Origin of the sequence: Eubacterium oxidoreducens, assembly GCF_900104415.1 — a bacterium.
Lineage (GTDB): Bacteria > Bacillota > Clostridia > Lachnospirales > Lachnospiraceae > Eubacterium_C > Eubacterium_C oxidoreducens.
On sequence record NZ_FMXR01000006.1, the window covers coordinates 1 to 24,152 of the forward strand.

The following is a 24,152-nucleotide window of genomic DNA, read 5'->3' on the forward strand; positions in this document are numbered from 1 at the left end:
AGAGAGACTCTTAGAAAGCAGTACAAAATATCTCGAAGAGAAACTGAAGTTAACAGTAAATCGAGAGAAAAGTCGTACGGTCAGCGTGTTTGCTATCCGAAATTTTAAATTCCTTGGCTTTGCATTGGGAAGGAACGGAAGTGGCATTTATGTCAGGGTTCATCCAAAGTCATGGAAGAAGTTCAAGTCAAAACTGAAAGATTTATCTTCCCGTAAGTCTGTGCAGTCCATCAAGCCTAGTCTTGAGAAAATCAAGGTATATGCGAGAGGATGGCTTAACTACTACGGTATAGCAAGCATGAAGAACAACATAGACGAAATCAATGGATGGCTCTATCACAGAATACGTATGTGTATATGGAAACAATGGAAGAAGCCCAAGACAAAGGTGCGAAATCTGATTAAGATGGGTGTGCCTAAGGACTTGGCACATATGGCTGGCAACAGTCGGCGTGGATATTGGTTTACCACACATACAGTCGCAGTCAACATGGCGATGACAAAAGATAGACTGATAAACAGTGGCTTCTATGATTTAGCCACGGCCTATCAGTCTGTGCACGTCAACTATTGAAAGCGCCGTATACCGAACGGTACGTACGGTGCTGTGAGAGGACGGGAGCTAGTCACTCCCTCCTACTCGATTGTGCGCCTTTAAAAGGTGGATGATTTATGCTGAATTTTCAATCAGATTGTAAGAATCAGGCCATTTCAGCAATTGTATAAATCAGTTTTTCGGAATCTTCCCATCCGAGACAAGGGTCGGTAATAGATTTTCCATAGATATGTTCGGAAATTTTCTGATTACCGCCTTCGATATAACTTTCAATCATGACACCCTTTACCATCTTTTTGATATCGTTAGATTCATGACGATTGTGAAGGATTTCCTTAACAATACGTATCTGCTCCATGTATTGCTTATTAGAATTGGAATGGTTGGCATCAATAATACAGGCTGGGTTTACAAGATCCATTTTGTCATACATGGTAATTAAACGATTGAGATCTTCGTAGTGATAGTTTGGAACACAGACTCCGCGTTTGTTAACAGAACCACGAAGAATCACATGAGTTAAATCGTTTCCGTTGGTAGCTACTTCGTAGCCACGATATACGAAATTGTGCGGATGCTGCGCCGCATAGACGGAATTGAGCATGACAGAAAAATCACCACTGGTAGGATTTTTCATACCTGATGCGACGTCAAAACCACTAACTGTTAGACGATGATGCTGATCTTCTACAGAACGGGCGCCAATTGCTACGTAAGAGAGAAGATCTTCTACATACATCCAATTTTCTGGATAAAGCATTTCATCTGCTGCTGAAAGACCGGTTTCCTCCATGCTTCTAAGATGCATTTTTCGCATTGCAATCAGTCCGGCAAGAAGATCCGGTGCTTGTTCAGGATCAGGCTGTGATGCAATTCCTTTATAGCCTTCGCCGGTTGTACGAGGTTTGTTTGTGTAAATACGAGGAACAATTAAAAGTTTATCTTTTACTTTTTCGTTTACCGTTGCAAGACGATGAATATAGTCAAGTACAGATTCTTCGTTATCAGCAGAACAAGGTCCAATGATTACGATAAATTTATCAGATTTACCGGTAAGAATATCTCGCATTTGAGCATCGCGAGCATCTTTCGCTTCTTTTGCCTTTTGTGAAACCGGATATTGCTTTTTGATTTCTTCCGGAGAAGGAAGTTCTTTTAAAAATTCGAAACTCATGAGTTGACTCCTTTATTGAAAATATAATTCTTTGATTGTTTCTGTTGGCATCTCTTTGCCGGTCCACATCTTAAAAGATGCAGCACCTTGATATAATAACATATATAGTCCGTTACTTGTCATGCATCCTTGACTTTGTGCTAATTGTAGAAATTTAGTGTTACGTGGATGGTAGATAATGTCGGAAACCAGTAGATGACTTGAAAACAGGGAGGAATCGTGAATGATGCTATTTTCGATGTCCGGTTCCATGCCTACATTGGTTGCATTTATCAAGATAGAGCTTTCTTCAATGCACTCGCGAAGAAGTCTTAGGTTAGCAAGATCGAGTAACTGAAGTTCGCAATCAGTGTTAGAACGAATTGTTTCAATCATTTTTTGCGCTTCTTCAAAGGTGCTGTTTTTTCTTTTGAAAACATTAATCTTTTTGACTCCGTCAAGAGCGCCTTGCACCATAATTGCAGTTGCGGCGCCACCGGTTCCAAGTAAAGTAACAGTCTGGCCTATGTGGTTGTAACCAATTTCGTTTTGCGATCTCCAAAATCCAATCCCATCGGTAGTATGTCCAAGTAATGTTCCATCATCTCTAAGAAGTACGGTGTTAACAGCACCGGCCAGTCGGGCGGCCGGGGTTAGTTCATCAAGATATGGGATAATAGCACGCTTGTGAGGCATCGTTAAGTTATATCCGACACATCCTGTTTCTTTTAAAAAGGAAACGGCGTGAGAGAGTTGATCTGGTGCAACATCAAATGCAAGATAAACATAATCTAGATGGTTTAGTTCAAATGATTTGTTATGCATAGCCGGTGATATACTGTGGGCTACGGGTTGTCCGAGAAGACCAGTAAGCTTGGTTTTTCCGGTGATTTCAATCATAATTTTCCTATTCCTTTTCCACTTTAATGTGTTAAAATAACATTTCTAATTTTATTTTATTTCAAGATGCTTGTCAACCGGTTAGGGAATCGTTATACTTGTTAAAAGAAGATTGGAGATTCTTATGCAGACAGAGATTACAATTAAGAATATAACAATAGGAAATGGCAGACCTGTTATCTGTTTACCGGTTGTTTCACATACAAAAAAAGAGATTATAAATGAAATAAAACAATATGTAAAACTTGGAGCACAGATGATCGAATGGCGTGTTGATTATTTTGATGAAGTATTATCGGATCGTGCTGTTTGTGAAGTCTTAGAAGCAATTAAAAAAGATGTTATAAAGACGATAATGCTTTTTACGTTTCGCTCCTATAAACAGGGCGGGTCAATGAACCTTGATGAAGAAAAGATTATGCATCTTAATGAAATAGCGGCAGGGTCAGATGTGATTGATATCATTGATTTAGAATATTTTGAGGCGACAAATCCTAAAAAAGCAATTTCTCATTTGCAGCAATATGGTGTTAAAGTGATTGCTTCGCATCATGATTTTGAAAAAACACCGGAAAATCAAATCATTCAGATGATCCTTAGAGACATGAAGCAAGGTGGTGCGGATATTGTAAAGTTTGCAGCATATCCTAAGGATGAATTTGATGTGCTGCGATTGCTGTATCAGAATGCTCTATTAAAGAAAGAGTTTCCGCATCTTCCGATTGTTACAATGACAATGGGAAAGGTTGGAAGTGTTTCAAGGGTATGCGGAGAAACGTTTGGAAGTTGTATTACGTTTGGAGCCGGAAAGGGTCAATCGGCACCGGGGCAGATTGGATTCGAACAATTAAAGACGGTTCTTGAAATAATACATGAAAGCTATGGTGAATGATATGATTTTTTTGATAGGATTTATGGGCGCCGGTAAGACGGCAGTTTCCAAAGAACTTGCTAAAAAAGCGAATATGAAACTGATTGATACAGATGAATATATCGAAAAAAAAGAGGGGATGAAGATTCCTGAAATTTTTGATAAATATGGGGAAGAATATTTTCGTAATATTGAAACGCAATGTTTAAAGGAAATTGTTTCGAAAGAGGAAGCAATAGTTTCTTGTGGTGGCGGAATTATAATGAAAGAAGAAAATGTTAAAGTTATGAAAGCTGCCGGAAAAGTAGTATTTTTGAAAACTTCACCAGAAACAATTTATCAAAGGGTAAAAAAATCACAGAATAGACCAATGCTTAAGGGTCATATGAATGTTGAATATATTGAAAAATTATTGAACGAAAGACAGCCCTTTTATGATCGTGCAAAAGACTGTGAGATTTGTACGGATAATCGCACAGTCAGCGCGATTGCACAAGAAATTCTTTGCTTTTTATAATGGATTATGGTATTATAACATCTGCTGTAATTATTAGCATCCATAGTCTAACGGATAGAATGTCAGACTCCGACTCTGATGGTGTGGGTTCGATTCCCGCTGGATGCATTTGCTTAGAGTTTTTATTTTTTTAAAACTTTAAGCCGTAAATGGAAAGATTAATTCATTTAATCCGAGGATAATAAATGGAGTTGTTAAAGTATGAAGAAAGATTCAAAGGAAATATTTAGTAATCTTACGTTAGAAATAGTAATAGAATTTTGCAAGCATCATATGAAGCAATTGATTGGTGCAGGGATTGTGGTTGTTTTTCTTATTATATTGGCAATTGCCGGACATCATGGTTCAAATAAAGAAACTATGCAATCTGACTTTTCCACACAAGAAGAACTTATGGAATATAAAAATGAGCAGGTTAATGAAGAATATGATACCGAGAAAGAATATGCAGATGTTGAGACATTAATTACAAAATATTATGCTGCATATGCTGAAAATGATTTAGAGACGCTGCAGACGATTGCGACGCCGATTACGACGAAAGAAAAAAGTTATATTAAACTATATTCTGAATATTCCGAAGAATACTCTGATATTCAATGTCATGTAAAAGAAGGATATGATGATTATTCATATTTTGTTTCGGTTGAGTACTCAATCAAGTTTGCAAATATTGACACATTGGTTCCGGGACTTGATTTCTTCTATATCCAGACAAATGATGATGGAGAATTGTATATTGATAATGCCTATAGTTCATTTAATCGAAGCGTACAAGAAACTCAGCAGGATGAAAATGTTTCGGAATTGATCGATTCTTTTGAAAATTCAGATGATGTGGTTCTTTTGCAAAAAGATGTCAGTGAAAAATATGAAGAAGCTTTAGAATCAGATGAAGCTTTGAAAACGTTAATGGAAGAGACGATTCCAAATGCAGTATCTGATTGGTATAAGAATTATGATGCAGAAGCTGCAGAAAAAGAGTTTGCGGAAGATACAACAACTGAGGAGTCTACTACGGAAGAAACAACGGACGAAACGCAAACCGAAGAAACAACAGATGCGGAATCTACAGAAGAAACGACAGAAGAGTCAACAGAAGAATCTACAGAAGAAACTAGTGAAGACTCATCACAGGAAGAAGAAGTTACTTATGTTTATGCTAAGACAGAAGTGAATGTTCGAAAGAAAGCTTCTATAGATTCAAAGTCTTTGGGATTGTTAAAACAAGGTAAGAAAGTCCAACTTATTGAGAAGATGGATAATGGTTGGAGTAAAGTAAAATATAAAAACAAGACCGGTTATATTAAGTCAAAATATTTAACAAAGAAAAAACCATCTGCGGAATCAACTGCATTTTCTAAAGGCGATAAAATCAGATTGACCATGTCTGTGAATATTCGAAAAAAAGCCAGTGAAAATTCTAAGAGAATTGGACTTGCATATTCAGGAGAAAAGGTAACGGTTGTTAAATGTTTAGATAGTGGTTGGACGAAAGTAAAATGGAACGGTAAGACGGGCTATATTAAGACTTCTGTATTAAAAGAACAATAAATGTTTTTTAAAGGCTGTTGGCGGAGGGAATCGAATAAAAGGTTCCTTTGGCAAACAGTCTTTTTACTTTTAGTGAATGATAAGGATTTGATAATATGAGATTAAATAAATATCTGTCGGATATCGGAGTTTGTTCCAGAAGACAGGCGGATAAAATGATTGAAGAAGGCAGAGTTACGGTTGATGGCAGGAAAGCAAAACTTGGTCAACAGGTAGAAGGTGATGAGGAGATTTGTGTTGACCATAATAAAGTCCGGGTGAATCAAAAAAAAGTGATTTTGCTGGTTAATAAACCCGTTGGTATCGTATGTACAACGGAAAAAAGAGAAAAGAATAATATTGTTGATTTTCTCAAATATCCAATTAGAATTTATCCGATTGGGCGTCTTGATAAGGATTCGAACGGATTAATCCTTATGACGAACGATGGAGAAATTGTTAATAAAATAATGCGAGCCGGAAATTATCATGAAAAGGAATATTTAGTTAAAGTGAATCGGCCGATTACAAAGGAGTTTTTGGATGGGATGGCAAATGGGGTGCCTATTTTAGATACCGTAACCAGAAAGTGTAGTATTTGGCAAGTGTCTAAACAAACATTTCGGATTGTTTTGACACAAGGTTTGAATCGTCAGATTCGAAGGATGTGTGAATTCTTTGACTATGAGGTGGTTTCGTTAAAACGAGAACGAATCATGAATTTGAAATTAGGGGATTTAAAAGAAGGTACGTATCGTGAAATTACCCAAGAAGAGAAAGAGGAATTGTATCGACGGATTGAGAATTCTTCAAGTGATACGGTCAAATGGAATGAAGAGGGTTAAGAAATGGATGATAAAAAAAGAATTGAAGAACTTGTTACACTGTTAAATGAGGCATCAGATCGCTATTATGGTGGACTTGAGGAAATAATGTCTAATTATGAATGGGATGCAGCATTTGATGAACTTGTTAAACTTGAACAGCAGACAGGATACAGACTCGATAATTCACCGACACAGACAACCGGTGCTGTGGTAAAAAATGGAGCAAGAGAAGAACATGAATATCCGGCCTTATCGCTTGCTAAAACAAAAGAAGTGACAAAGTTGCAAGAATGGGCAGGGCAACGACCAGTTAATTTGAGCTGGAAGCTTGATGGATTGACGTTGGTACTTACCTATGATAATGGAAGTTTGACAAAGATATTGACGCGAGGAAGTGGTGTTGCTGGAAATAATATCACTTATATGAAAGATGCTATTGAGGCAGTTCCGTCTAAAATCGAATATCGCGGGCACTTGGTTGTGCGTGGAGAAGCGGTTATCAGTTATACGGACTTTGATATGATAAATGCTTCTTTGGATAATGAAGATGATTATGCCAATCCGCGAAATCTTGCGGCAGGAACCTTAGCTCTTGATGCAACGAATCTAGAAACTGTAAAAAAACGTAAGGTACATCTGTATGCATTTACATTAGTACATATTGATGATGAAATCGTTCATTGGTCAAAGCGGATGGAATTTTTGAAAAATCAAGGCTTTGATATTGTAGATTACGAGAAAACAAATGCACAGCAGTTACCGCAGGTGGTGGAACGCTGGACTAAACTCGTAGAAAACGGGAAGATGGATATTCCGGTTGATGGATTAGTAATCTGTTATGAAGATACGAATTATTCCTCAGGCGGTTCTGTAACCGGGCATCATGCAACGCGAGGAGGCTTGGCATTTAAATGGCAGGATGTCTCGGCGCTTTCTAGATTGGATCATGTAGAATGGTCTTGCGCTGCTTCTACAATTACTCCGGTTGCGGTATTTGAACCTATTTGGCTTGAAGGGACGATGGTCTCTCGTGCATCGTTGTGCAATATATCAGAAATGGAACGACTTGGAATTGGAGAAAATCATGAGACAATTTTGGAAATTATTAAAGCAAATAAGATAATTCCAAAGTGTATTTCAGTAAAGGAAGCAAAAGGCGTGTTTGCAATACCGGCTCAATGTCCGGTTTGTAATGCCGCAACGCAGGTGAAGATTTCGCAACATTCCGGAACAAAAACGTTGCATTGTACGAATGAAGAATGTGCCGCAAAACATGTCATGAAATTTGCCAGATTTGTCAGTAAGACCGGAATGGATATTGATGGTATGAGTGTGCAGACGATTTTGAAGTTTATGAATCTCGGTTATATTTATAATTTTGCAGATTTTTATCATTTGCATCAATACGAGGATGAGATTCGTAACCTAGACGGATTCGGGGACAAATCGTGCGAAAATCTTCTTTTGGCCATTGAAAATAGTCGCAGCTGTTCACCGGTTTCCTTTGTTTATGCATTATGTATTCCACAAATTGGAGTTGATGCAGCAAAGAAAATAATGGAAGCTATTGGCTGGAAGGAATTTGTGAAACGTTTAGAGGAAGTGCGCGGGTTTGATGATATCGCAACCATTGGCACAGAAAAATCCACTTCGATTATAAAGTGGTACCAAAATGATAAGAATCGAAAAGTGTTTTATGAATTGCTGGATCTGCTAAATATTGAATCGATGGAAGCTGTAGATAAAACGGATGGTTCCTTGAAGGGAATGAAATTTGTGGTAACAGGAGATTTGGTGCGATTTAAAAATCGCTCTGAACTTGCCTCGTTTATAGAAAGTGAAAATGGAAGTGTGGCATCAAGCGTGTCAAAAAAGACTAATTATCTGATTAATAATGATGTGACTTCAACATCTGGCAAAAACCAAAAAGCATTATCGCTTGGAATCGAAATTATTTCAGAAAATGATTTTATTTCACGCTTTGGAGGGGAAAATGTTTTCGCAAAGGGTTATGTTGAAAAAGAATAAGCGTATGTGCTATAATTTTATAGATTATATAGCTTAATTCGGAGGTTTATAATATGGCAGAAGATCGTAAAAATAGAAAGATAACAGAGAGTAAATTGGGGGATATTCGTATTTCGGATGACGTGGTTGCGAACATTGTTGGATTAGCGGCAACGGAAGTGGAAGGAGTTACATCTTTGTATGGTAATATTACGAATGAACTTTTGAGTAAACATTCCATGAAGAATACAACAAAAGGGGTACGTATTTCATATGAAGGAAACAAAGTAACCGTGGATGTGGCGATTAATATCGGCTATGGTTTTTCGATTCCGGAAGTATCTGCCAATGTACAAGAAAAAGCCAAAACGGCTGTAGAGACAATGACAGGATTAGAGGTTGTAGGTGTGAATGTCAAAATTGCATCTGTTGATATGGGAACAAAAAAATAAATACTAATAGGAGTTGTGATGCTTAAGAGTTTGCGAAAGCAAACTCTTAAGTTGCATACATATAAACTTAGAAAGGGAAACTGTATGACCCGTAGAAAAATTAGAGAACAAATATTTAAATTGCTTTTTCAGATAGAGTTTTATGATGAGAATGAATTTTCTCAGCAGTTAGACTCTTTTTTTGAGGAAGAACAAGCAGAAAATGATGATCAGGAAGTTGTAGAAAATCAGTCAACAAAAGAGCATGAATTGATTAAAGCAAAAACTAGAAATATCTTTGAAAATATCGATAAGATTGATGCTGCAATCAATGAAAAAAGTGTTGGATGGAAAACTTCTCGCATGGGTAAGGTGGAGCTTGCAATATTGCGCCTTGGTGTATATGAAATAACAATGGATGAGGATATTCCGGAATCTGTAGCGATAAATGAAGCGGTAGAACTTGCAAAGAAATTTGGCGAGGATAATTCTTCTTCTTTTGTAAATGCTGTGTTGGCTAAATTTGCTTCATGAGACAGGAGAATATTTATACCGTATCCCAGATAAATAAATATATTGCAGAAATGTTTGCACAGGACTATCTTCTTAAGAATGTCTTGGTGAAAGGTGAGATTTCGCAGTGTACGTATCATTCATCCGGGCATATCTATTTTACTATAAAAGATTCTGAATCTGTAATGAATGGGATTATGTATAAGAGTGTTACAGCAGGATTAAAATTTCGCCTTAAGACCGGTGATCGGATTGTAGTAAAAGGAAAGGTGAATACCTATGCCCCTAGAGGAACGTACAGTATTGTGGCCGCTTCAATTGAAAAACAAGGAGCCGGTGATTTGCATGCGCAGTTCGAGCAGCTTAAAGCTGAACTTGAGGAGATGGGCATGTTTGACTCGTTATACAAGCGCCCAATTCCAAAGTATGTATTTACGGTGGGTGTTGTAACTTCTGCAACCGGCGCAGCAATACGCGATATTATAAATGTTGCATCTCGAAGAAATCCTTATGTGCAAATTATACTCTATCATGCACAGGTACAAGGAGAAGGCGCAGCGGCAAGTATTGCGGAAGGCATTTTGGCTATGGAGTCCGTGCGACCGGATGTTTTGATAGTAGGACGCGGTGGCGGATCTATGGAAGATTTGTGGGCATTTAATGAAAGAGTTGTAGCAGAAGCTATTTTCAATTGTACTATTCCTGTTATTTCTGCTGTTGGACATGAGATTGATACAACGATTGCGGATTATGTAGCGGATCTTCGAGCGCCTACTCCGTCGGCAGCTGCAGAACTTGCCATTTTTGATTATCAGGAGTTTCATAACAAGATAGAAAATTTAAAATATCATTTGCTGCAGGGGTTACAGTTGCAAGTTGAAAAAGCCAAGTATCAATACAGTTCAATCAATTCAAGACTTCAAAAATATAATCCGAATCAGCAGATTTTATTAAAACGAAAATATGAAAAAGAATTGCGGATAAGATTGGTTAAAGAAATGGAGCGCTTATTAGTTAACAATAAGCATAGATTGCAGCTTTACGCAGAACGTTTTGATGGCCAGTCGCCAATGAGAAAATTGACACAGGGCTATAGTTATGTAACTGATCAATATCATCATATGGTAAATGATGTTACAAAGGTAAAAGAGCAAGATGAACTATATATCCGCATGACAAATGGTACGCTGAAAACCAGCGTGATTGAGATAAAGGAAGAGACCGATGAGTGAAGAAAAGAAGGATTATTCTCTTGAAGAGTTGTTTGAACAAGTGGAAAGTTTGTTAAGTAAGATGGAACAAAAAGAAGTTTCACTTGAAGATTCATTTGAGTTTTATGAACAGGGAATGAATTATTTAAAATTATGTAAAGATAAGATTGACTGTGTAGAGAAAAAAATGGAAGTTATTAATGCACAGAACGAGTTGATAGAATAGAGGAACTTTATGGAGTTACAGATCGCAAAGCACACAAAAGAAGTAGAAGAAATTATTTGTAGATTCCTTCCGAAAGAAGAAGGGTATCAAAAAACAGTCCTTTCGGCAATGAATTACAGTTTTAATGCCGGAGGTAAACGCCTTCGACCGATGCTGATGTTGGAGGTGTTTCGACTTTTTGGCGGCAAGAACATAAAACTGGTTGAACCGTTTATGGCTGCAATGGAGATGCTTCATACTTCCTCTCTTATTCATGATGATTTGCCGGCAATGGACAATGATGAATATCGAAGAGGAAAAAAGACTACGCATATTGTTTACGGAGAAGCAATGGCGATTTTGGCCGGTGATGGGCTGCTTTTGTACGCTTTTGAAACGGCGGCAAAAGCTTATGAGGTAGAACCGGAGAATAAAAATATCGGGAAAGCGCTTTCGATATTTGCACAAAAAGCTGGCATTTATGGCATGGTGGGTGGACAGACGGTAGATGTTGAAATGGAAGGAAAACCACTTTCACAAGAGCAGCTTTTATTTATTCATCACTTGAAAACCGGTGCATTAATTGAAGCATCTATGATGATTGGGGCAATTTTGGCAGAGGCCTCGGATGAGGATGTTTTGAAAATTCAAAAGATTGCTTCGAATATTGGACTGGCATTTCAAATCCAAGATGACATTTTGGATGTTATGGGTGATGAAGAAATGATTGGTAAGCCGGTTGGCTCTGATTGTAAAAATAATAAAACGACTTATGTATCGTTAAAAGGAATAGAGCAGTCTCATGCCGATGTTGAGCGTTATACCAATGAGGCTGTAGGACTTCTTGATTCATTACATGGTGCAAATGAATTTTTGAAATCACTGTTAATGGCACTTGTAAACAGAAAGAAGTAAGGGGAAATTGTTTATGTTACTTGATAGAATAAACCGTCCTAATGATATCAGAAAATTTAAACATGAAGAACTTAATCCGTTGGCGAAGGAAATTCGAGAATTTTTAATTCAGACGGTTTCGGAAAACGGCGGACACTTAGCTTCTAATCTTGGAGCTGTTGAATTGACTATGGCTTTGCATTTGGCACTTCATTTTCCGGAAGATAAGCTTGTTTGGGATGTAGGACATCAATCTTATACACATAAACTTCTTACAGGACGTAAGGACAGATTTGATACCCTGCGTAAACATGGTGGTCTTAGTGGCTTCCCTAAAACAAATGAATCCGCGTGTGATGCGTTTAATACAGGTCATAGTTCAACGTCCATATCGGCTGCGCTTGGTCTTGCAACAGCAAGGGATTTAAAAGGTGAGAATTATCGAGTGGCGTGTGTGATAGGGGATGGAGCACTGACCGGAGGAATGGCATTTGAAGCATTAAATAATGCAGCTTTGTTAAAAAAGAATTTTATAATTGTTTTAAATGACAATACGATGTCAATTTCAAAAAATGTTGGCGGATTGCCGGCTCACTTATCAAATATCAGAACAACCGGAGCCTATAAGGACTTAAAAGAAGGAATTAAAGCGTCGCTAAATAAGATTCCGTTATATGGAGAGAAAATGGTACATAATATTCAAAGTACCAAAAGCTCTTTAAAGCAATTATTGATTCCGGGGATGATTTTCGAAAATCTTGGTTTGACTTATCTTGGACCTTATGATGGTCATGATATTATGACGATGTATCGTGCTTTTGTGGAAGCTGAGAATATTGAAGGGCCGGTTGTGGTTCATGTAGTTACGCAAAAAGGAAAAGGATATATCCATGCAGAACGCCATCCGGCAAGATTTCATGGAACCGGTGCTTTTTGTGTCGAGAGTGGTCTTCCGAAGAAAAAGCAGACGCTTGCCAATTATACAAATGTTTTTTCTACTGTCATGGTGAAGATGGGAGAACGTAATCAAAATGTGATTGCGATCACAGCAGCCATGGAAGATGGTGTTGGTTTAAAGCGTTTTCATAATCGTTATCCGGAGCGTTTCTTTGATGTGGGTATTGCGGAAGGGCATGCGGTTACATTTGCAGCCGGATTAGCGAAGGAAGGCTTTGTTCCGGTTGTGGCTGTTTATTCTTCTTTTTTACAGAGGGCATTTGATCAAATTGTTCATGATGTCTGTATGCAGTCACTCCATGTTGTTTTTGCGATTGATAGAGCAGGTCTTGTTGGAGCTGATGGTCAAACGCATCAGGGTGTGCTTGATGTATCTTATATGATGTCGATTCCAAATATGACGGTGATGGCTCCAAAAAATAAATGGGAGCTATCGGATATGCTGAAATTCGCGATTGCTTTTGATGGACCGATTTCGCTTCGATATCCAAGAGGACAGGCGTATAGTGATTTAAAACAAATGCGTAATCCAATTGAATATGGAAAATCCGAAATGCTCCAGCAAGGTAAGAATATCGCAATTTTGGCTCTGGGAAATATGGTGAAGATTGCGGTAGAAGTAGTAGAACAGTTAAAAAATCAAGGTGTTTTAGCTACGTTAATAAATGCTAGATTTGCGATGCCTTTTGATCAAGATCGGATTCGTGAATTGGCAGATGAGCATACTTTGCTTGTGACGATGGAAGAAAACGTTCGAAGTGGCGGTTTTGGTGAGCATGTGGGACTCTTTGTGAAAGAGGAGAACATAGAGCTTGACGTTCTTACAATAGCATTACCGGATGATTATATAGAGCAGGGAAGCGTGGATGAATTATTTGAAGAAGTTGGTCTTGATGCAACTTCTGTGTCAAAAAGAATTTTGGCACAATATGAGAAATAATGGAGACGTTTTATGAAGGAAAGACTGGATATATTAGTTACAAAAAGAAATCTTGCACCTTCAAGAGAAAAAGCGAAAGCATTGATTATGGCCGGCCAGGTGTTTGTGGATGGTCAAAGAGAAGATAAAGCAGGAAGTACATTTGATGAAAATGCAAATATTGAGATACATGGCAAGACATTAAAATATGTCAGTCGAGGTGGTTTGAAACTGGAAAAAGCAATGGAACAATTCCAGCTAAGTCTAGATGGTTATATCTGTATGGATATTGGGGCTTCTACTGGTGGTTTTACGGATTGTATGCTACAAAATGGTGCCGCCAAGGTATATTCCGTTGATGTGGGATATGGTCAATTTGCCTGGAAATTACGGCAGGATGAACGAGTGGTCTGTATGGAAAAAACTAATATCCGATATGTAACGCCGCAGGACATTGATGATGTGCTGGATTTTGCTTCAGTAGATGTATCGTTTATATCTTTAACAAAAGTTTTGCCGGCGGCAAAGGAACTGTTAAAAGAAGATGGACAGATGGTGTGTCTTATTAAACCGCAATTTGAGGCGGGTCGTGAAAAAGTCGGAAAAAAAGGGGTTGTAAGAGATCCGGCAGTTCATAGAGAAGTGATAAAGAACGTGATTTCTTTTGCAAATGAAATAGGATTTGGTGTTTGTCATCTTGATTTTTCTCCGGTTAAGGGACCGGAAGGAAATATCGAGTATCTGCTTCATATTCAGAAGAATGCGACGAATGAGGAGGGTTACACCGTTGAGGGCGTGGTTTCGTTGGCGCACGAGACGTTAGATTAGATATGAAACATTTTTTTATTATATCCAATACATTTAAAGATCCGGATTTGGAAATGACACATCAGGTTCAAGCATATATAAAGAATCGTGGTGGTGTATGTGATTATTTTGTCACAAGACCATATGAAAAAGAAGATAATAAAATTGATTGTAGTAAGATTCCAAAAGAAACAGAAGTGATTTTGGTTCTTGGGGGAGACGGTACTTTGATTCGAACAGCCAGAGATGTTGTTTCGCTTAGAATACCGCTTATTGGTGTAAATCTTGGTACACTCGGATATTTGTGTGAATTGACCAGAGATACTGTATTTGCAGCAATTGATCAGATTTTTGAGGATCATTATGAACTTGAAAATCGTATAATGCTGCGAGGGGTTGATGAACAAGGAAATGTTAAAGGGTGTGCGCTAAATGATGTGGTAATTCATCGGATGGGACTTCTTCAGATTGTTCGAATTAATGTATATATCAGTGATAAGTATCTCACAACATATAATGCGGATGGAATTATTGTATCGACACCGACCGGTTCTACCGGATATAGTATGTCTTCTGGAGGTCCGATTGTGGATCCTAAGGCGGATTTGTTGTTGATTACACCGATTAGTCCTCATGCGTTAAGTTCTAAAAGTATTGTGATCTCACCGGAGGATACTATTTGTCTGGAGATTGCTGAAAGAAGAGCGGAACAAGATGAAGAAGTTGTTGTGAGCTTTGATGGTGATCAGTTGATGTCTCTCAATGTGGGAGAGAAAATTACGATTTCAAAATCTCCACTGATGGTGAAAATCTTGAAGATTGGTTCTCAAAGTTTTCTTGAAATTCTCCAAAAGAAGATGTCTGTTTATAATGATTCTAACGATAAGGTGTAATTATAGTGAAATCAAATCGACAAAATAAGATACTTGAAATAATTGAAAAATATGATTTGGAAACACAAGAAGAATTGCTTGATAAGCTTCGGTGTGCCGGATATAAGGTTACACAAGCGACTATTTCACGTGATATTCGGGAAATGAAGCTGACAAAGGTTTCTTTAAGTGATGGTCGGCATAAATATGTTTCGCTTAGACAGGTTCATGATGAAAATTTAAATGATAAATATTATCGTGTTTTAAAAGAAGGGTATGTATCTATGGATCATGCCATGAATATTTTGGTGATTAAGACGGTATCCGGAATGGCTATGGCAGTAGCGGCAGCACTTGATCATATGAAATGGGATGAGATTGTTGGGTGTATTGCCGGAGATGATACCGTGATGTGTGCGGTAAGAAGCGTTGATCAGACGAAAGAATTGATGGAAAAGATAGAAAGCGTTCTTAGTCAGATTTAATACAAGGTTTGAGAGAGAAAAAGCTTTGCAAGTTTGGGTTGTAAGTGAAAAGATGCATGATACGAGTTTAGATATTTGTTTGGATATATCTGAGTTCATGGGTGTCTTGTAAGAAGTGTGTAGTAAGGCGAAAAAAAGGTGAATATATGTTAATTAATTTACACATTAAAAACATTGCATTGATTGAAGAAGCGGATATTGATTTTTATGAAGGTTTGAATATTTTAACAGGTGAAACCGGTGCGGGAAAATCGATTTTAATCGGGTCTATGAATCTTGCACTTGGAGAAAAGATTCCACGTGAGATGATACGTGATGAAGCGGAGCCGGCATTGGTAGAACTTGTTTTTCAGGTGGATGATAGAAGCGTTCTAAAACAGCTCGAACGATTGGAGGTCGAGGTGGAGGAAGGCTGCGTGATTTTGTCAAGACGGATTAGCGGAGGGCGAGGAATTGCTAAAATAAATGGTGAAACAGTTCCTCTTGCAAAACTTCGCAGTATTGCACAGCTTTTAATTAATATTCATGGACAACATGAACATGAAGTTTTGCTTCATAAGAAAAAACATTTATCTATTTTAGATGATTTTGCAACCGGTGATTTTGGAAATTTGAAATTAGAATTAGCGGATTGTTATAAACAATATAAGAAGGCGAAAAAGAAGTTGGAAGATTTTTCTCTTGATGAAGAGGGGCGAAAACGACAATTATCTTTTTTAGAATATGAAATAGCCGAGATTACAAATGCTGGTTTGCTTGAAGGTGAAGATGAAGAACTGGAAACGGCTTATAAAAAGATGCTCAACAGTAAAAAATTAATGGATGCAGTATCGATTGCTTATGAGTGTACTTCCGGTGCAAGCAATAATGCTTCTGAGCAAATAGCAAGAGCGATTAAGGAGCTTTCTTTTGTACAGGATTATGATGAAGAATTAAAAACTATATGCAATCAGTTAGGAGAAGTTTCAAATCTTCTGAATGATTTTAATTACACGCTTCGAGATTATCAGGGAGAACTTGCATTTTCAGAGCAGGATTTTTATGAAACAGAGAAAAGATTAGATGAAATTAATCATTTAAAATCAAAATACGGTGATTCTTATAAAATGATTATGGAATCGCTTGCGACGAAGAAGGAACAGGCGGATAAACTTCGCAATTACGAGCTTGAAAAAGATGCTGCCGTACAAGAATTAGATGATATTACAGCTACGCTTCATGACAATTGTAATCGCGTAAGTGAGCTTCGTAAACAGAAGGCATCTGAGTTTGAAACTAAGATGATAGAAGCGTTGTGTGATTTGAATTTTCTTGATGTTCGTTTTAAAGTGGAATTTGAAAAATTAGATTATTACACACAAGAGGGATTTGATCAGATTGAATTTATGATTGCTACCAATCCAGGCGAAGAATTAAAACCTCTTGCGAAGATTGCTTCAGGCGGGGAATTGTCACGTATCATGCTGGCGATTAAACAATTGCTGGCCGGCGTGGAAAGACCTTTAACACTTATTTTTGATGAAATTGATACCGGAATCAGTGGGAGGACAGCACAGATGGTTTCGGAAAAATTAAAACAGATTGCGAAAACACACCAGGTTATTTGCATTACACATTTGCCGCAGATTGCTTCTAGGGCAGATGCACATTTTTTGATAGAAAAACAGATAAAAAATGCCAATACTTTAACACAAATCACACCGCTTTCAGAAGAAGAAAGCGTGATGGAATTGGCGCGCATGCTAGGTGGGGCTAAGATAACGGATACTGTAATTTCAAATGCTCGTGAGATGAAAGCATTGGCAAAATAATGAAATGTCGCATTGATAATACATTTTGTGTTATCAAATGCGACATTTTTTTAATAAATAATTTGATCTTGTTCTAAGGAATAATAATAGACATGATCGGATAAGATTTCTTCATCCGGGACTTGATCTTGGTTGACTTCTACAACCATTTCATCTAGCGCACTTTTGTCTTTTGCATGGGATTGCGGAATGGCGATGATTTCATGAACTGAGCTTGGAATTATGTAAAGATCAGACTTCATTGTTTGTGCAAGATTTTTTAAAACATTGGGATAGAGCATGACGGCAGCTCCGTTGATTTTTTCAGTGTTGGTAATAACATACATAGGAATCGGCGCTTTGTCTTCGGCTATAATCTGCTCCAATTCTTTATCATCCTGGAGCAGGGTTTTTAACATATCCTGCATACTGATGATGTTAGAAGGTAGAGTGATTGGAGTGTTTTCGATGGCTTTATTCATAAGCTGACGAATCGAGATGTTCCAAGACTCTAAAAGGTCGTTTCGAATTAAAACCATACCATTTCGGACATAGGAATCATCAAGGTGTAAATAGTAAAAAACGATTGCAAGATCCATAAAATGAACATGTGGTATTTCTTTTAATAAATCGATATTTTTTTCATAGTTAATTAATTTATAAACAATGTGATCTTGTGCTTTTTGATAATCGGTAAAAAAGGAAATGTCAACGTTAGATGTGGGTTTGAATAATTCGTAATCCTGTTTGATTTTGAATAGCATTTCCTGATAGGTAAAACCATTATCAAGTTCCTTGAAATAGTGATTTAGATAGAGAGTAGGTGCAATATTTGCATCTTGTTCCATAATAACGAGACCATCTAAGCGCGTGTCGTTGTTTTTTAGGATACTTCTTATGGTAATGGAAGTTTCTTCCGGAAATGCTAATGTGATATCATGTAATATATTTTCTTTGAATTCTAAATAAGTCATGTATTCTCCTTCGTAATAATATAGAAGGATTAGACTGCTTGAAATGATTAAGATTTTTAAGAAGCGCTCATGAATTGAGCGTGGATTTAATATATCATTTTATAGAAGAATCTACAAGTCTATTTTATCGATTTTCTTTTAAAATATTTGTTGCATTTTTTCTCAAATTCGATATAATAGTCTTTGTCAATGCCGATATGGCTCAGTTGGTAGAGCGTCGCATTCGTAATGCGTAGGTCGCCGGTTCAAGTCCGGCTATCGGCTTTTAACCCTTGCGAATTTATATTTGCAGGGGTTGTTGTTTTTTAGAAAGGTTTTTTTTATAATAATTAATGGAAATTGGACAAATGGATGTCGTGAGGGACTTTTATGGAGCTGACGCTTAGGCTTGTTTTATTTTGTATATGCTGGGGCGTTGTAAGTGTTGTATTAATTGCAATTGCTTACGGTTTTTTTGTGTCCTTTTATCGGCGTCTTATGATGGGGATTGTAGCCGCAGTTGCACTGGTTGTTCATTTGATTGGATATTGGAATCTATATTTGACTGGATTTTGGCATAACCTTTTTCATCTCATAATGCTAATCGTTATGGGAGTGATTGTGTTGTCAGACGCAGAAGGAATTACCAAACCACCCTTTTTGGATTGGAAGACGGCAAGTGTTCGCGCTGGACTTATGGCGCTATCAACACTTGGCTCGACAAGAAGGGTGTATCGTAGCTTTTTTAAACATGGAAAGTATGATAAACACGGTAGGCGAATTTCTAAAATTAAAATTCCGGAAGGATATACACATTATACGACGGTATTTCGTGGTAGTAATATTGAATTTTTAATGCCGCAACATGAAAAACATCGTGTGGTGCTTATGATTCCGGGAGGTGGTTATGTGGGTCGTATGACCGATCTTAAGATGAATTATTCCTGGTATTATTCAGAAGCTGCTAATGATGCACGCGTTGTTATTCTTGATTATAAAACCGTGCTTGATGGGGCAGAGTTTCCGGAGCCATTAGATGAAGCGGTTCGATTATATAAATGGATATTGGAACAAGGATATGAAGGCAAGGATATCATTGTCGCAGGAGATAGCGCCGGAGGTAATCTGGCTTTAACTTTGATAGAATATTTATTGGATCATGAAATCGAAGTTCCGAAGTGTGTAATTACATTTTCAGCATGGACGGATATGTCAGGTAGTTCTTCTTCGTATCGGAGAATGAAACGCTACGATGCATTGTTTGGAGGAAATCATGTGATTGAGATGAGTGCTCACAAATATGTGGAATCATCCGGAAAATCATTAAAAGATCGCTACGTTTCTCCGTATTTTGTAAAAGATTTTAAAGGTTTTCCGCCTATGCTTATGCAGGTTGGAAGTTATGAAATGTTATTAGACAGTTCTGTTGATTTCGCAGAACGAGCCATTAAATGTGGCGCAGATGCGAATCTGGAAATTTATGAAGGTATGTTTCATGAATTTCAAAGAACTCGTAATTATAATGAATATGCCAAAGCTGCTTGGTGGAGCGTGAAAGCGTTTTTGCAGCACATATATGGAGATGAATACTAAAAATTAAGGAGGAATTAAATCATGGCACAATTATGGGGCGGCCGATTTACAAAAGAAACCGATCAATTGGTGTATGCGTTTAATGCGTCTATATCTTTTGATAAAAAGATGTACAAGCAGGATATTACCGGAAGTATGGCACATGTTAAGATGCTTGGGAAACAAGGGATTTTGACAGAGAAGGAAGCGAAAGATTTAGAAGATGAACTGCAAAATATTTTAAATGAATTAGAGTCCGGTGCAATTGAAATTGATGATAAGTATGAAGATATACATAGTTTTGTAGAAGCGACTTTAATTGACCGTTTAGGGGATACCGGTAAAAAACTTCATACCGGTAGAAGCCGTAATGATCAGGTTGCACTTGATATGCGCATGTATGTGCGCAGTGAAGTGGAGCAGATGGATCTTTTGCTTAAGAGTCTTCTTGAAACGATTTTACGTATTATGGAAGAAAATACGCAAACAATTATGCCGGGATTTACGCATCTTCAGAAAGCGCAGCCTATTACATTGACGCATCATTTTGGCGCATATTTTGAAATGTTTAAACGTGATCGCCAGCGTCTTTTTGATATATATGAAAGAATGAATTATTGTCCTTTAGGAAGTGGTGCGCTTGCAGGAACAACGTATCCTTTGGATCGTGAATACACGGCGTCGCTTCTTGGATTTAAAGGACCAACATTAAATTCAATGGATGGTGTTTCGGATCGTGATTATGCAATTGAATTTTTAGCAGCTATGGCAACCATTATGATGCATTTAAGTCGATTTAGTGAAGAAATTATAATCTGGAACAGCAACGAATACCGTTTTGTTGAAATTGATGATGCATATAGCACAGGTAGTAGTATAATGCCGCAAAAGAAGAATCCGGACATCGCCGAATTAGTAAGAGGTAAAACAGGACGTGTATATGGAGCTTTAAACAGCCTTCTTACTACAATGAAAGGAATTCCTTTGGCTTATAATAAAGATATGCAAGAGGATAAAGAACTGACATTTGATGCAATTGATACAACAAAGGGATGTATCGCACTTTTTGATGGAATGCTTTCTACAATGAAATTTAATAAAGAGCGTATGCGTGATAGCGCGAATGGTGGATTTACAAATGCAACGGATGCAGCGGATTATCTTGTGAATCATGGAGTTCCGTTCCGCGATGCACATGGCATTATAGGCGCTATTGTATTGCATTGTATTGAAAATAACAAAGCGATTGATGATATGTCTTTGGAGGAGCTTAAGAAGTTTTCGGATGTGTTTGAAGAAGATATCTTTGATGCAATCTCTATGGAAACCTGTGTTAATAAACGTTTGACAATTGGAGCACCTTCAGAGCAAGCGATGTTAAAGGTCATTGAAGCGGAAAAGGAATATTTAGCACAATCGGAGAAAATTGGTTAAACAACGCTGCTGATTCTAATATATGGTATGAATAGCGGTTACAAATAAGTAAGTAATTGTATTTTGATATTAAGTGTATTATCATACATTCAGACGGACAGTTGTTTGTGTATCGCGGACAGACAAGTTCAACAGTATAACCAATATTTGATTAAGATATAGGAGGATTCGTTCAATGAGTGATAAGTTAAAAGTTGGTATTTTGGGTGGAACCGGTATGGTAGGTCAAAGATTCATTTCTTTGCTGGATGGTCATCCTTGGTTTGAAGTTACAGAAATTGCGGCTAGTCCAAGAAGTGCCGGTATGACTTATGAAGAAGCAGTCGGCAATCGCTGGAAACTTGAAAAGCCAATGCCGGAAGGTGTGAAAAAGATTGTAGTACGAAATGTGAATGAAGTAGAAGAAGTTGCTTCTCATGTGGATTTCGTATTTAGTGCGGTTGATATGTCTAAGGATGAAATCAAGAAAATTGAAGAAGAATACGCTAAGACAGAGACGCCTGTAGTATCCAATAACAGTGCTCACCGTTGGACACCGGATGTACCTATGGTTGTTCCGGAAATTAATCCGCAGCATATGAAGGTTATTGAATTTCAGAAAAAACGTCTTGGAACAACACGTGGTTTTATTGCGGTTAAACCGAACTGTTCCATTCAAAGTTATGCACCTGTTTTGACTGCATGGAAAGAATTTGAACCATATGAAGTAATTGCATCAACCTATCAGGCGATTTCTGGTGCCGGAAAGACATTTAAAGATTGGCCGGAGATGCAGGCGAATATTATTCCGTTTATCAGTGGTGAAGAAGAAAAGAGCGAGAAAGAGCCACTTCGTCTTTGGGGTGAAATTAAAGATGGCGTAATTGTGCCGGCGGATAATATTAAAATTACAAGTCAATGTATTAGAGTACCGATTCTTTATGGTCATACGGCAACTGTTTTTGTAAAGTTTAAGAAGAAACCAACAAAAGAACAGCTCATACAAAAAATTAATGAGTTTAGCGGAATTCCGCAGGAATTAAAACTTCCAAGTGCGCCAAAGCAGTATATTCAGTATTTAGAAGAAGATAACAGACCGCAGGTTCAATTGGATGTTAATTATGAAAACGGAATGGGTATTAGTGTAGGTCGATTAAGAGAAGATTCTGTTTATGATTATAAGTTCGTTGGTCTTTCACATAATACAATTCGTGGAGCTGCAGGTGGAGCAGTACTTTGTGCTGAACTATTAAAAGCTCAGGGATATATTACAAAAAAATAATTAGATGAATTTAATCGAAAGTCAGGATGATTACATCCTGGCTTTTCTTGTTTGTAAAATAAAATTATGATATAATAAATAATGTTTCACATGAGAATCTATAAAATATTTTGGTATATAAGCAGGTGAATGTTAAAGTGAAAAACAGAAATAATGATTTACATGAAATGAATCGGGTGTTCGAAAGCAAGGAAAGTAAGATTCTTTTGCTTTATGGAAGACATGGAAGCGGTAAGAGTGCGACTGTTTTGGAATTTGCCAAGGAGAAGAAGGCGTTTTACTATCATGCATTGAATGCTTCTAAGCAGTTACAGTACGAGATGCTATCGAAAGAATTAAATCAGATTGTAACAGATGATTGTGAGCATGATTATAGTAGTTTGTTTCGCGCTTATTTAGATGGACATACATCAAAGAGCGTTGTGATTATTGATGAATTTCAATTAATCGATAAAAAACATTCTCATTTTCTGGAGTCTATTATTTCATTAATGAACGATTATGAAGTCATGTTTATTTTGGTTTCTTCAGAACTTCCGTGGATTCGGAAAGAATTTTTACCGCGTATTGATCAGTTGAAACAAAAAACGGTAGAAGTGATGGAAATTAAAGAATGGGGATTTTTGGATATTGTTCGAGCGTTTGAAAATTATGAAACAAAGGAACTTGTTTATCTGTATGGAATCTTTGGCGGAGTTCCGGGATATTTAGAAAAAATAGATCCGGATAAAAGCGTGAAAGAAAATGTTATCAATCTGATTCTTGAACCAAATGGGGCATTATTTCATGAAGCAGAGAACTATTTATCAAGAGAACTTAGAGAGATTAGCGTTTATGATACAATCATATATGCGATTGCACAGGGTAATACGAAACTGAATGATTTGTATCATGTAACCGGATATTCAAGAGCAAAAATTTCCGTATATCTTAAAAATCTTTCTGCTTTTGATGTGATAGAAAAGGTGGAATCGTTTGAAACCGGCGGTTGGGACAATGTTAAAAAAGGCGTTTATGTGATAAAAAATCAGTTAATTAACTTTTGGTTTAAGTTCGTATATTCTCGCAAATCGCAATTATTACAGATGTCAGCAAGTGAATTTTATGATAAATATATCGCGGAAGGACTGGACAAATATTTAAATCTACATTTTATAAACATCTGTAGAGAGTATCTTTTGCTTATGAATTATGCTCACCAGTTGCCATTAAAATTAAAATCAATTGGAACGTGGGTTGGAAAGCAGGGGCGAATTGACATTGTTGGACAGAATGAGATTCGTGAAAAATTGGTTGCGAAATGTTATTGGGATGATCGATTGGTTACGCACTGTGATTTTAAAGAATTGCTTGAAACGTCTAAACAAGCAAAAATTGAACCTAAATATTATTATTTGTTTGCATCCAAGGATTTCGATGATAAACTGCAATCACTTTCTGAACGTCTAAGTAATGTAAATTTGATCAATTTGAAGAATTTCTAA

General features: G+C 37.3%; 23 protein-coding genes and 2 tRNA genes. 22 read left to right on the forward strand and 3 right to left on the reverse strand.

The annotated features are described in order from the left end of the window. Positions 1-574: group II intron maturase-specific domain-containing protein (locus BLS20_RS02930; RefSeq protein ID WP_278286152.1), on the forward strand; the 574-nt coding region annotated here is incomplete at its 5' end. Positions 575-701: 127 nt separating this feature from the next. Here BLS20_RS02930 and BLS20_RS02935 read toward each other — a convergent pair. Beyond that, entirely contained in the window at positions 702-1,730 is a 1,029-nt protein-coding gene (locus BLS20_RS02935; RefSeq protein ID WP_090172054.1) for a 3-deoxy-7-phosphoheptulonate synthase, read from the reverse strand. Positions 1,731-1,742: 12 nt separating this feature from the next. Continuing rightward, positions 1,743-2,609 (reverse strand): shikimate dehydrogenase, encoded by an 867-nt coding sequence (aroE, locus tag BLS20_RS02940; protein ID WP_090172056.1) that lies wholly within the window; start codon positions 2,607-2,609, stop codon positions 1,743-1,745. 124 nt (positions 2,610-2,733) lie between these two features. Between aroE and aroD the strand changes: the two genes are divergently transcribed. From aroD to recN, 16 genes are all read left to right on the forward strand, one after another. Beyond that, positions 2,734-3,501: a type I 3-dehydroquinate dehydratase gene (gene aroD, locus BLS20_RS02945; RefSeq protein WP_090172059.1), complete on the forward strand. Its 768-nt coding sequence runs from the start codon at positions 2,734-2,736 to the stop codon at positions 3,499-3,501. Further along, the gene (locus tag BLS20_RS02950; protein WP_090172061.1) at positions 3,482-3,997 is read left to right on the forward strand and encodes a shikimate kinase; all 516 of its coding nucleotides are present in this window, start codon (positions 3,482-3,484) and stop codon (positions 3,995-3,997) included. The genes aroD and BLS20_RS02950 overlap by 20 nt, the downstream gene beginning before the upstream one ends. 36 nt (positions 3,998-4,033) lie before the next feature. Beyond that, positions 4,034-4,105 (forward strand) — tRNA-Arg (locus BLS20_RS02955). 93 nt (positions 4,106-4,198) lie between these two features. Beyond that, entirely contained in the window at positions 4,199-5,551 is a 1,353-nt protein-coding gene (locus BLS20_RS02960) for an SH3 domain-containing protein (protein ID WP_090172063.1), read from the forward strand. 95 nt (positions 5,552-5,646) lie between these two features. After that, positions 5,647-6,375 (forward strand): 23S rRNA pseudouridine(2604) synthase RluF, encoded by a 729-nt coding sequence (gene rluF, locus BLS20_RS02965; protein ID WP_090172065.1) that lies wholly within the window; start codon positions 5,647-5,649, stop codon positions 6,373-6,375. A gap of 3 nt (positions 6,376-6,378) precedes the next feature. Next, positions 6,379-8,385, forward strand: a complete 2,007-nt coding sequence (ligA, locus tag BLS20_RS02970) for an NAD-dependent DNA ligase LigA (RefSeq protein ID WP_090172067.1) — start codon at positions 6,379-6,381, stop codon at positions 8,383-8,385. 53 nt (positions 8,386-8,438) lie between these two features. After that, a complete protein-coding gene (locus tag BLS20_RS02975; RefSeq protein WP_090172071.1) occupies positions 8,439-8,816 on the forward strand; it encodes an Asp23/Gls24 family envelope stress response protein in 378 nt (125 codons plus the stop codon). 84 nt (positions 8,817-8,900) lie between these two features. Beyond that, positions 8,901-9,329 (forward strand): transcription antitermination factor NusB, encoded by a 429-nt coding sequence (gene nusB, locus BLS20_RS02980; RefSeq protein WP_090172584.1) that lies wholly within the window; start codon positions 8,901-8,903, stop codon positions 9,327-9,329. Further along, a complete protein-coding gene (gene xseA, locus BLS20_RS02985) occupies positions 9,326-10,540 on the forward strand; it encodes an exodeoxyribonuclease VII large subunit (protein WP_090172074.1) in 1,215 nt (404 codons plus the stop codon). Before nusB ends, xseA begins: the two co-directional genes overlap by 4 nt. Beyond that, the gene (xseB, locus tag BLS20_RS02990) at positions 10,533-10,745 is read left to right on the forward strand and encodes an exodeoxyribonuclease VII small subunit (protein ID WP_090172076.1); all 213 of its coding nucleotides are present in this window, start codon (positions 10,533-10,535) and stop codon (positions 10,743-10,745) included. The genes xseA and xseB overlap by 8 nt, the downstream gene beginning before the upstream one ends. 9 nt (positions 10,746-10,754) lie before the next feature. Then, positions 10,755-11,639 (forward strand): polyprenyl synthetase family protein, encoded by an 885-nt coding sequence (locus BLS20_RS02995; RefSeq protein ID WP_090172077.1) that lies wholly within the window; start codon positions 10,755-10,757, stop codon positions 11,637-11,639. Between the two features lie 13 nt (positions 11,640-11,652). Then, complete coding sequence (gene dxs, locus BLS20_RS03000; RefSeq protein WP_090172079.1) at positions 11,653-13,515, forward strand: 1-deoxy-D-xylulose-5-phosphate synthase; 1,863 nt, start codon at positions 11,653-11,655, stop codon at positions 13,513-13,515. 12 nt (positions 13,516-13,527) lie between these two features. Then, on the forward strand, positions 13,528-14,322 hold the full coding sequence (locus BLS20_RS03005) for a TlyA family RNA methyltransferase (protein WP_090172081.1): 795 nt from the start codon (positions 13,528-13,530) through the stop codon (positions 14,320-14,322). 2 nt (positions 14,323-14,324) lie between these two features. Further along, positions 14,325-15,194, forward strand: coding sequence for an NAD(+)/NADH kinase (locus tag BLS20_RS03010; protein ID WP_090172084.1), 870 nt, complete (start codon positions 14,325-14,327; stop codon positions 15,192-15,194). Positions 15,195-15,199: 5 nt separating this feature from the next. Next, complete coding sequence (argR, locus tag BLS20_RS03015) at positions 15,200-15,658, forward strand: arginine repressor (protein WP_090172086.1); 459 nt, start codon at positions 15,200-15,202, stop codon at positions 15,656-15,658. A 146-nt stretch (positions 15,659-15,804) separates the two neighbouring features. Beyond that, positions 15,805-17,469, forward strand: a complete 1,665-nt coding sequence (recN, locus tag BLS20_RS03020) for a DNA repair protein RecN (protein ID WP_090172087.1) — start codon at positions 15,805-15,807, stop codon at positions 17,467-17,469. A gap of 50 nt (positions 17,470-17,519) precedes the next feature. Here the strand turns inward: recN and BLS20_RS03025 are convergent, their stop codons facing one another. Further along, positions 17,520-18,422 carry a DUF5688 family protein gene (locus BLS20_RS03025; protein WP_090172088.1) on the reverse strand — a complete coding sequence of 301 codons (903 nt, stop codon included), beginning with the start codon at positions 18,420-18,422 and terminating at the stop codon, positions 17,520-17,522. A gap of 191 nt (positions 18,423-18,613) precedes the next feature. Between BLS20_RS03025 and BLS20_RS03030 the strand changes: the two genes are divergently transcribed. The 5 genes from BLS20_RS03030 to BLS20_RS03050 all read left to right on the forward strand — a co-directional run bounded on the left by BLS20_RS03030 (position 18,614) and on the right by BLS20_RS03050 (position 24,152). Then, positions 18,614-18,686: transfer RNA gene (locus BLS20_RS03030), tRNA-Thr, on the forward strand. Between the two features lie 105 nt (positions 18,687-18,791). Beyond that, positions 18,792-19,994, forward strand: a complete 1,203-nt coding sequence (locus tag BLS20_RS03035) for an alpha/beta hydrolase (protein ID WP_090172089.1) — start codon at positions 18,792-18,794, stop codon at positions 19,992-19,994. A 21-nt stretch (positions 19,995-20,015) separates the two neighbouring features. Continuing rightward, the gene (argH, locus tag BLS20_RS03040) at positions 20,016-21,407 is read left to right on the forward strand and encodes an argininosuccinate lyase (RefSeq protein ID WP_090172090.1); all 1,392 of its coding nucleotides are present in this window, start codon (positions 20,016-20,018) and stop codon (positions 21,405-21,407) included. A 175-nt stretch (positions 21,408-21,582) separates the two neighbouring features. After that, positions 21,583-22,668: an aspartate-semialdehyde dehydrogenase gene (asd, locus tag BLS20_RS03045; RefSeq protein WP_090172091.1), complete on the forward strand. Its 1,086-nt coding sequence runs from the start codon at positions 21,583-21,585 to the stop codon at positions 22,666-22,668. A 137-nt stretch (positions 22,669-22,805) separates the two neighbouring features. Then, a complete protein-coding gene (locus tag BLS20_RS03050) occupies positions 22,806-24,152 on the forward strand; it encodes an ATP-binding protein (protein WP_143010217.1) in 1,347 nt (448 codons plus the stop codon).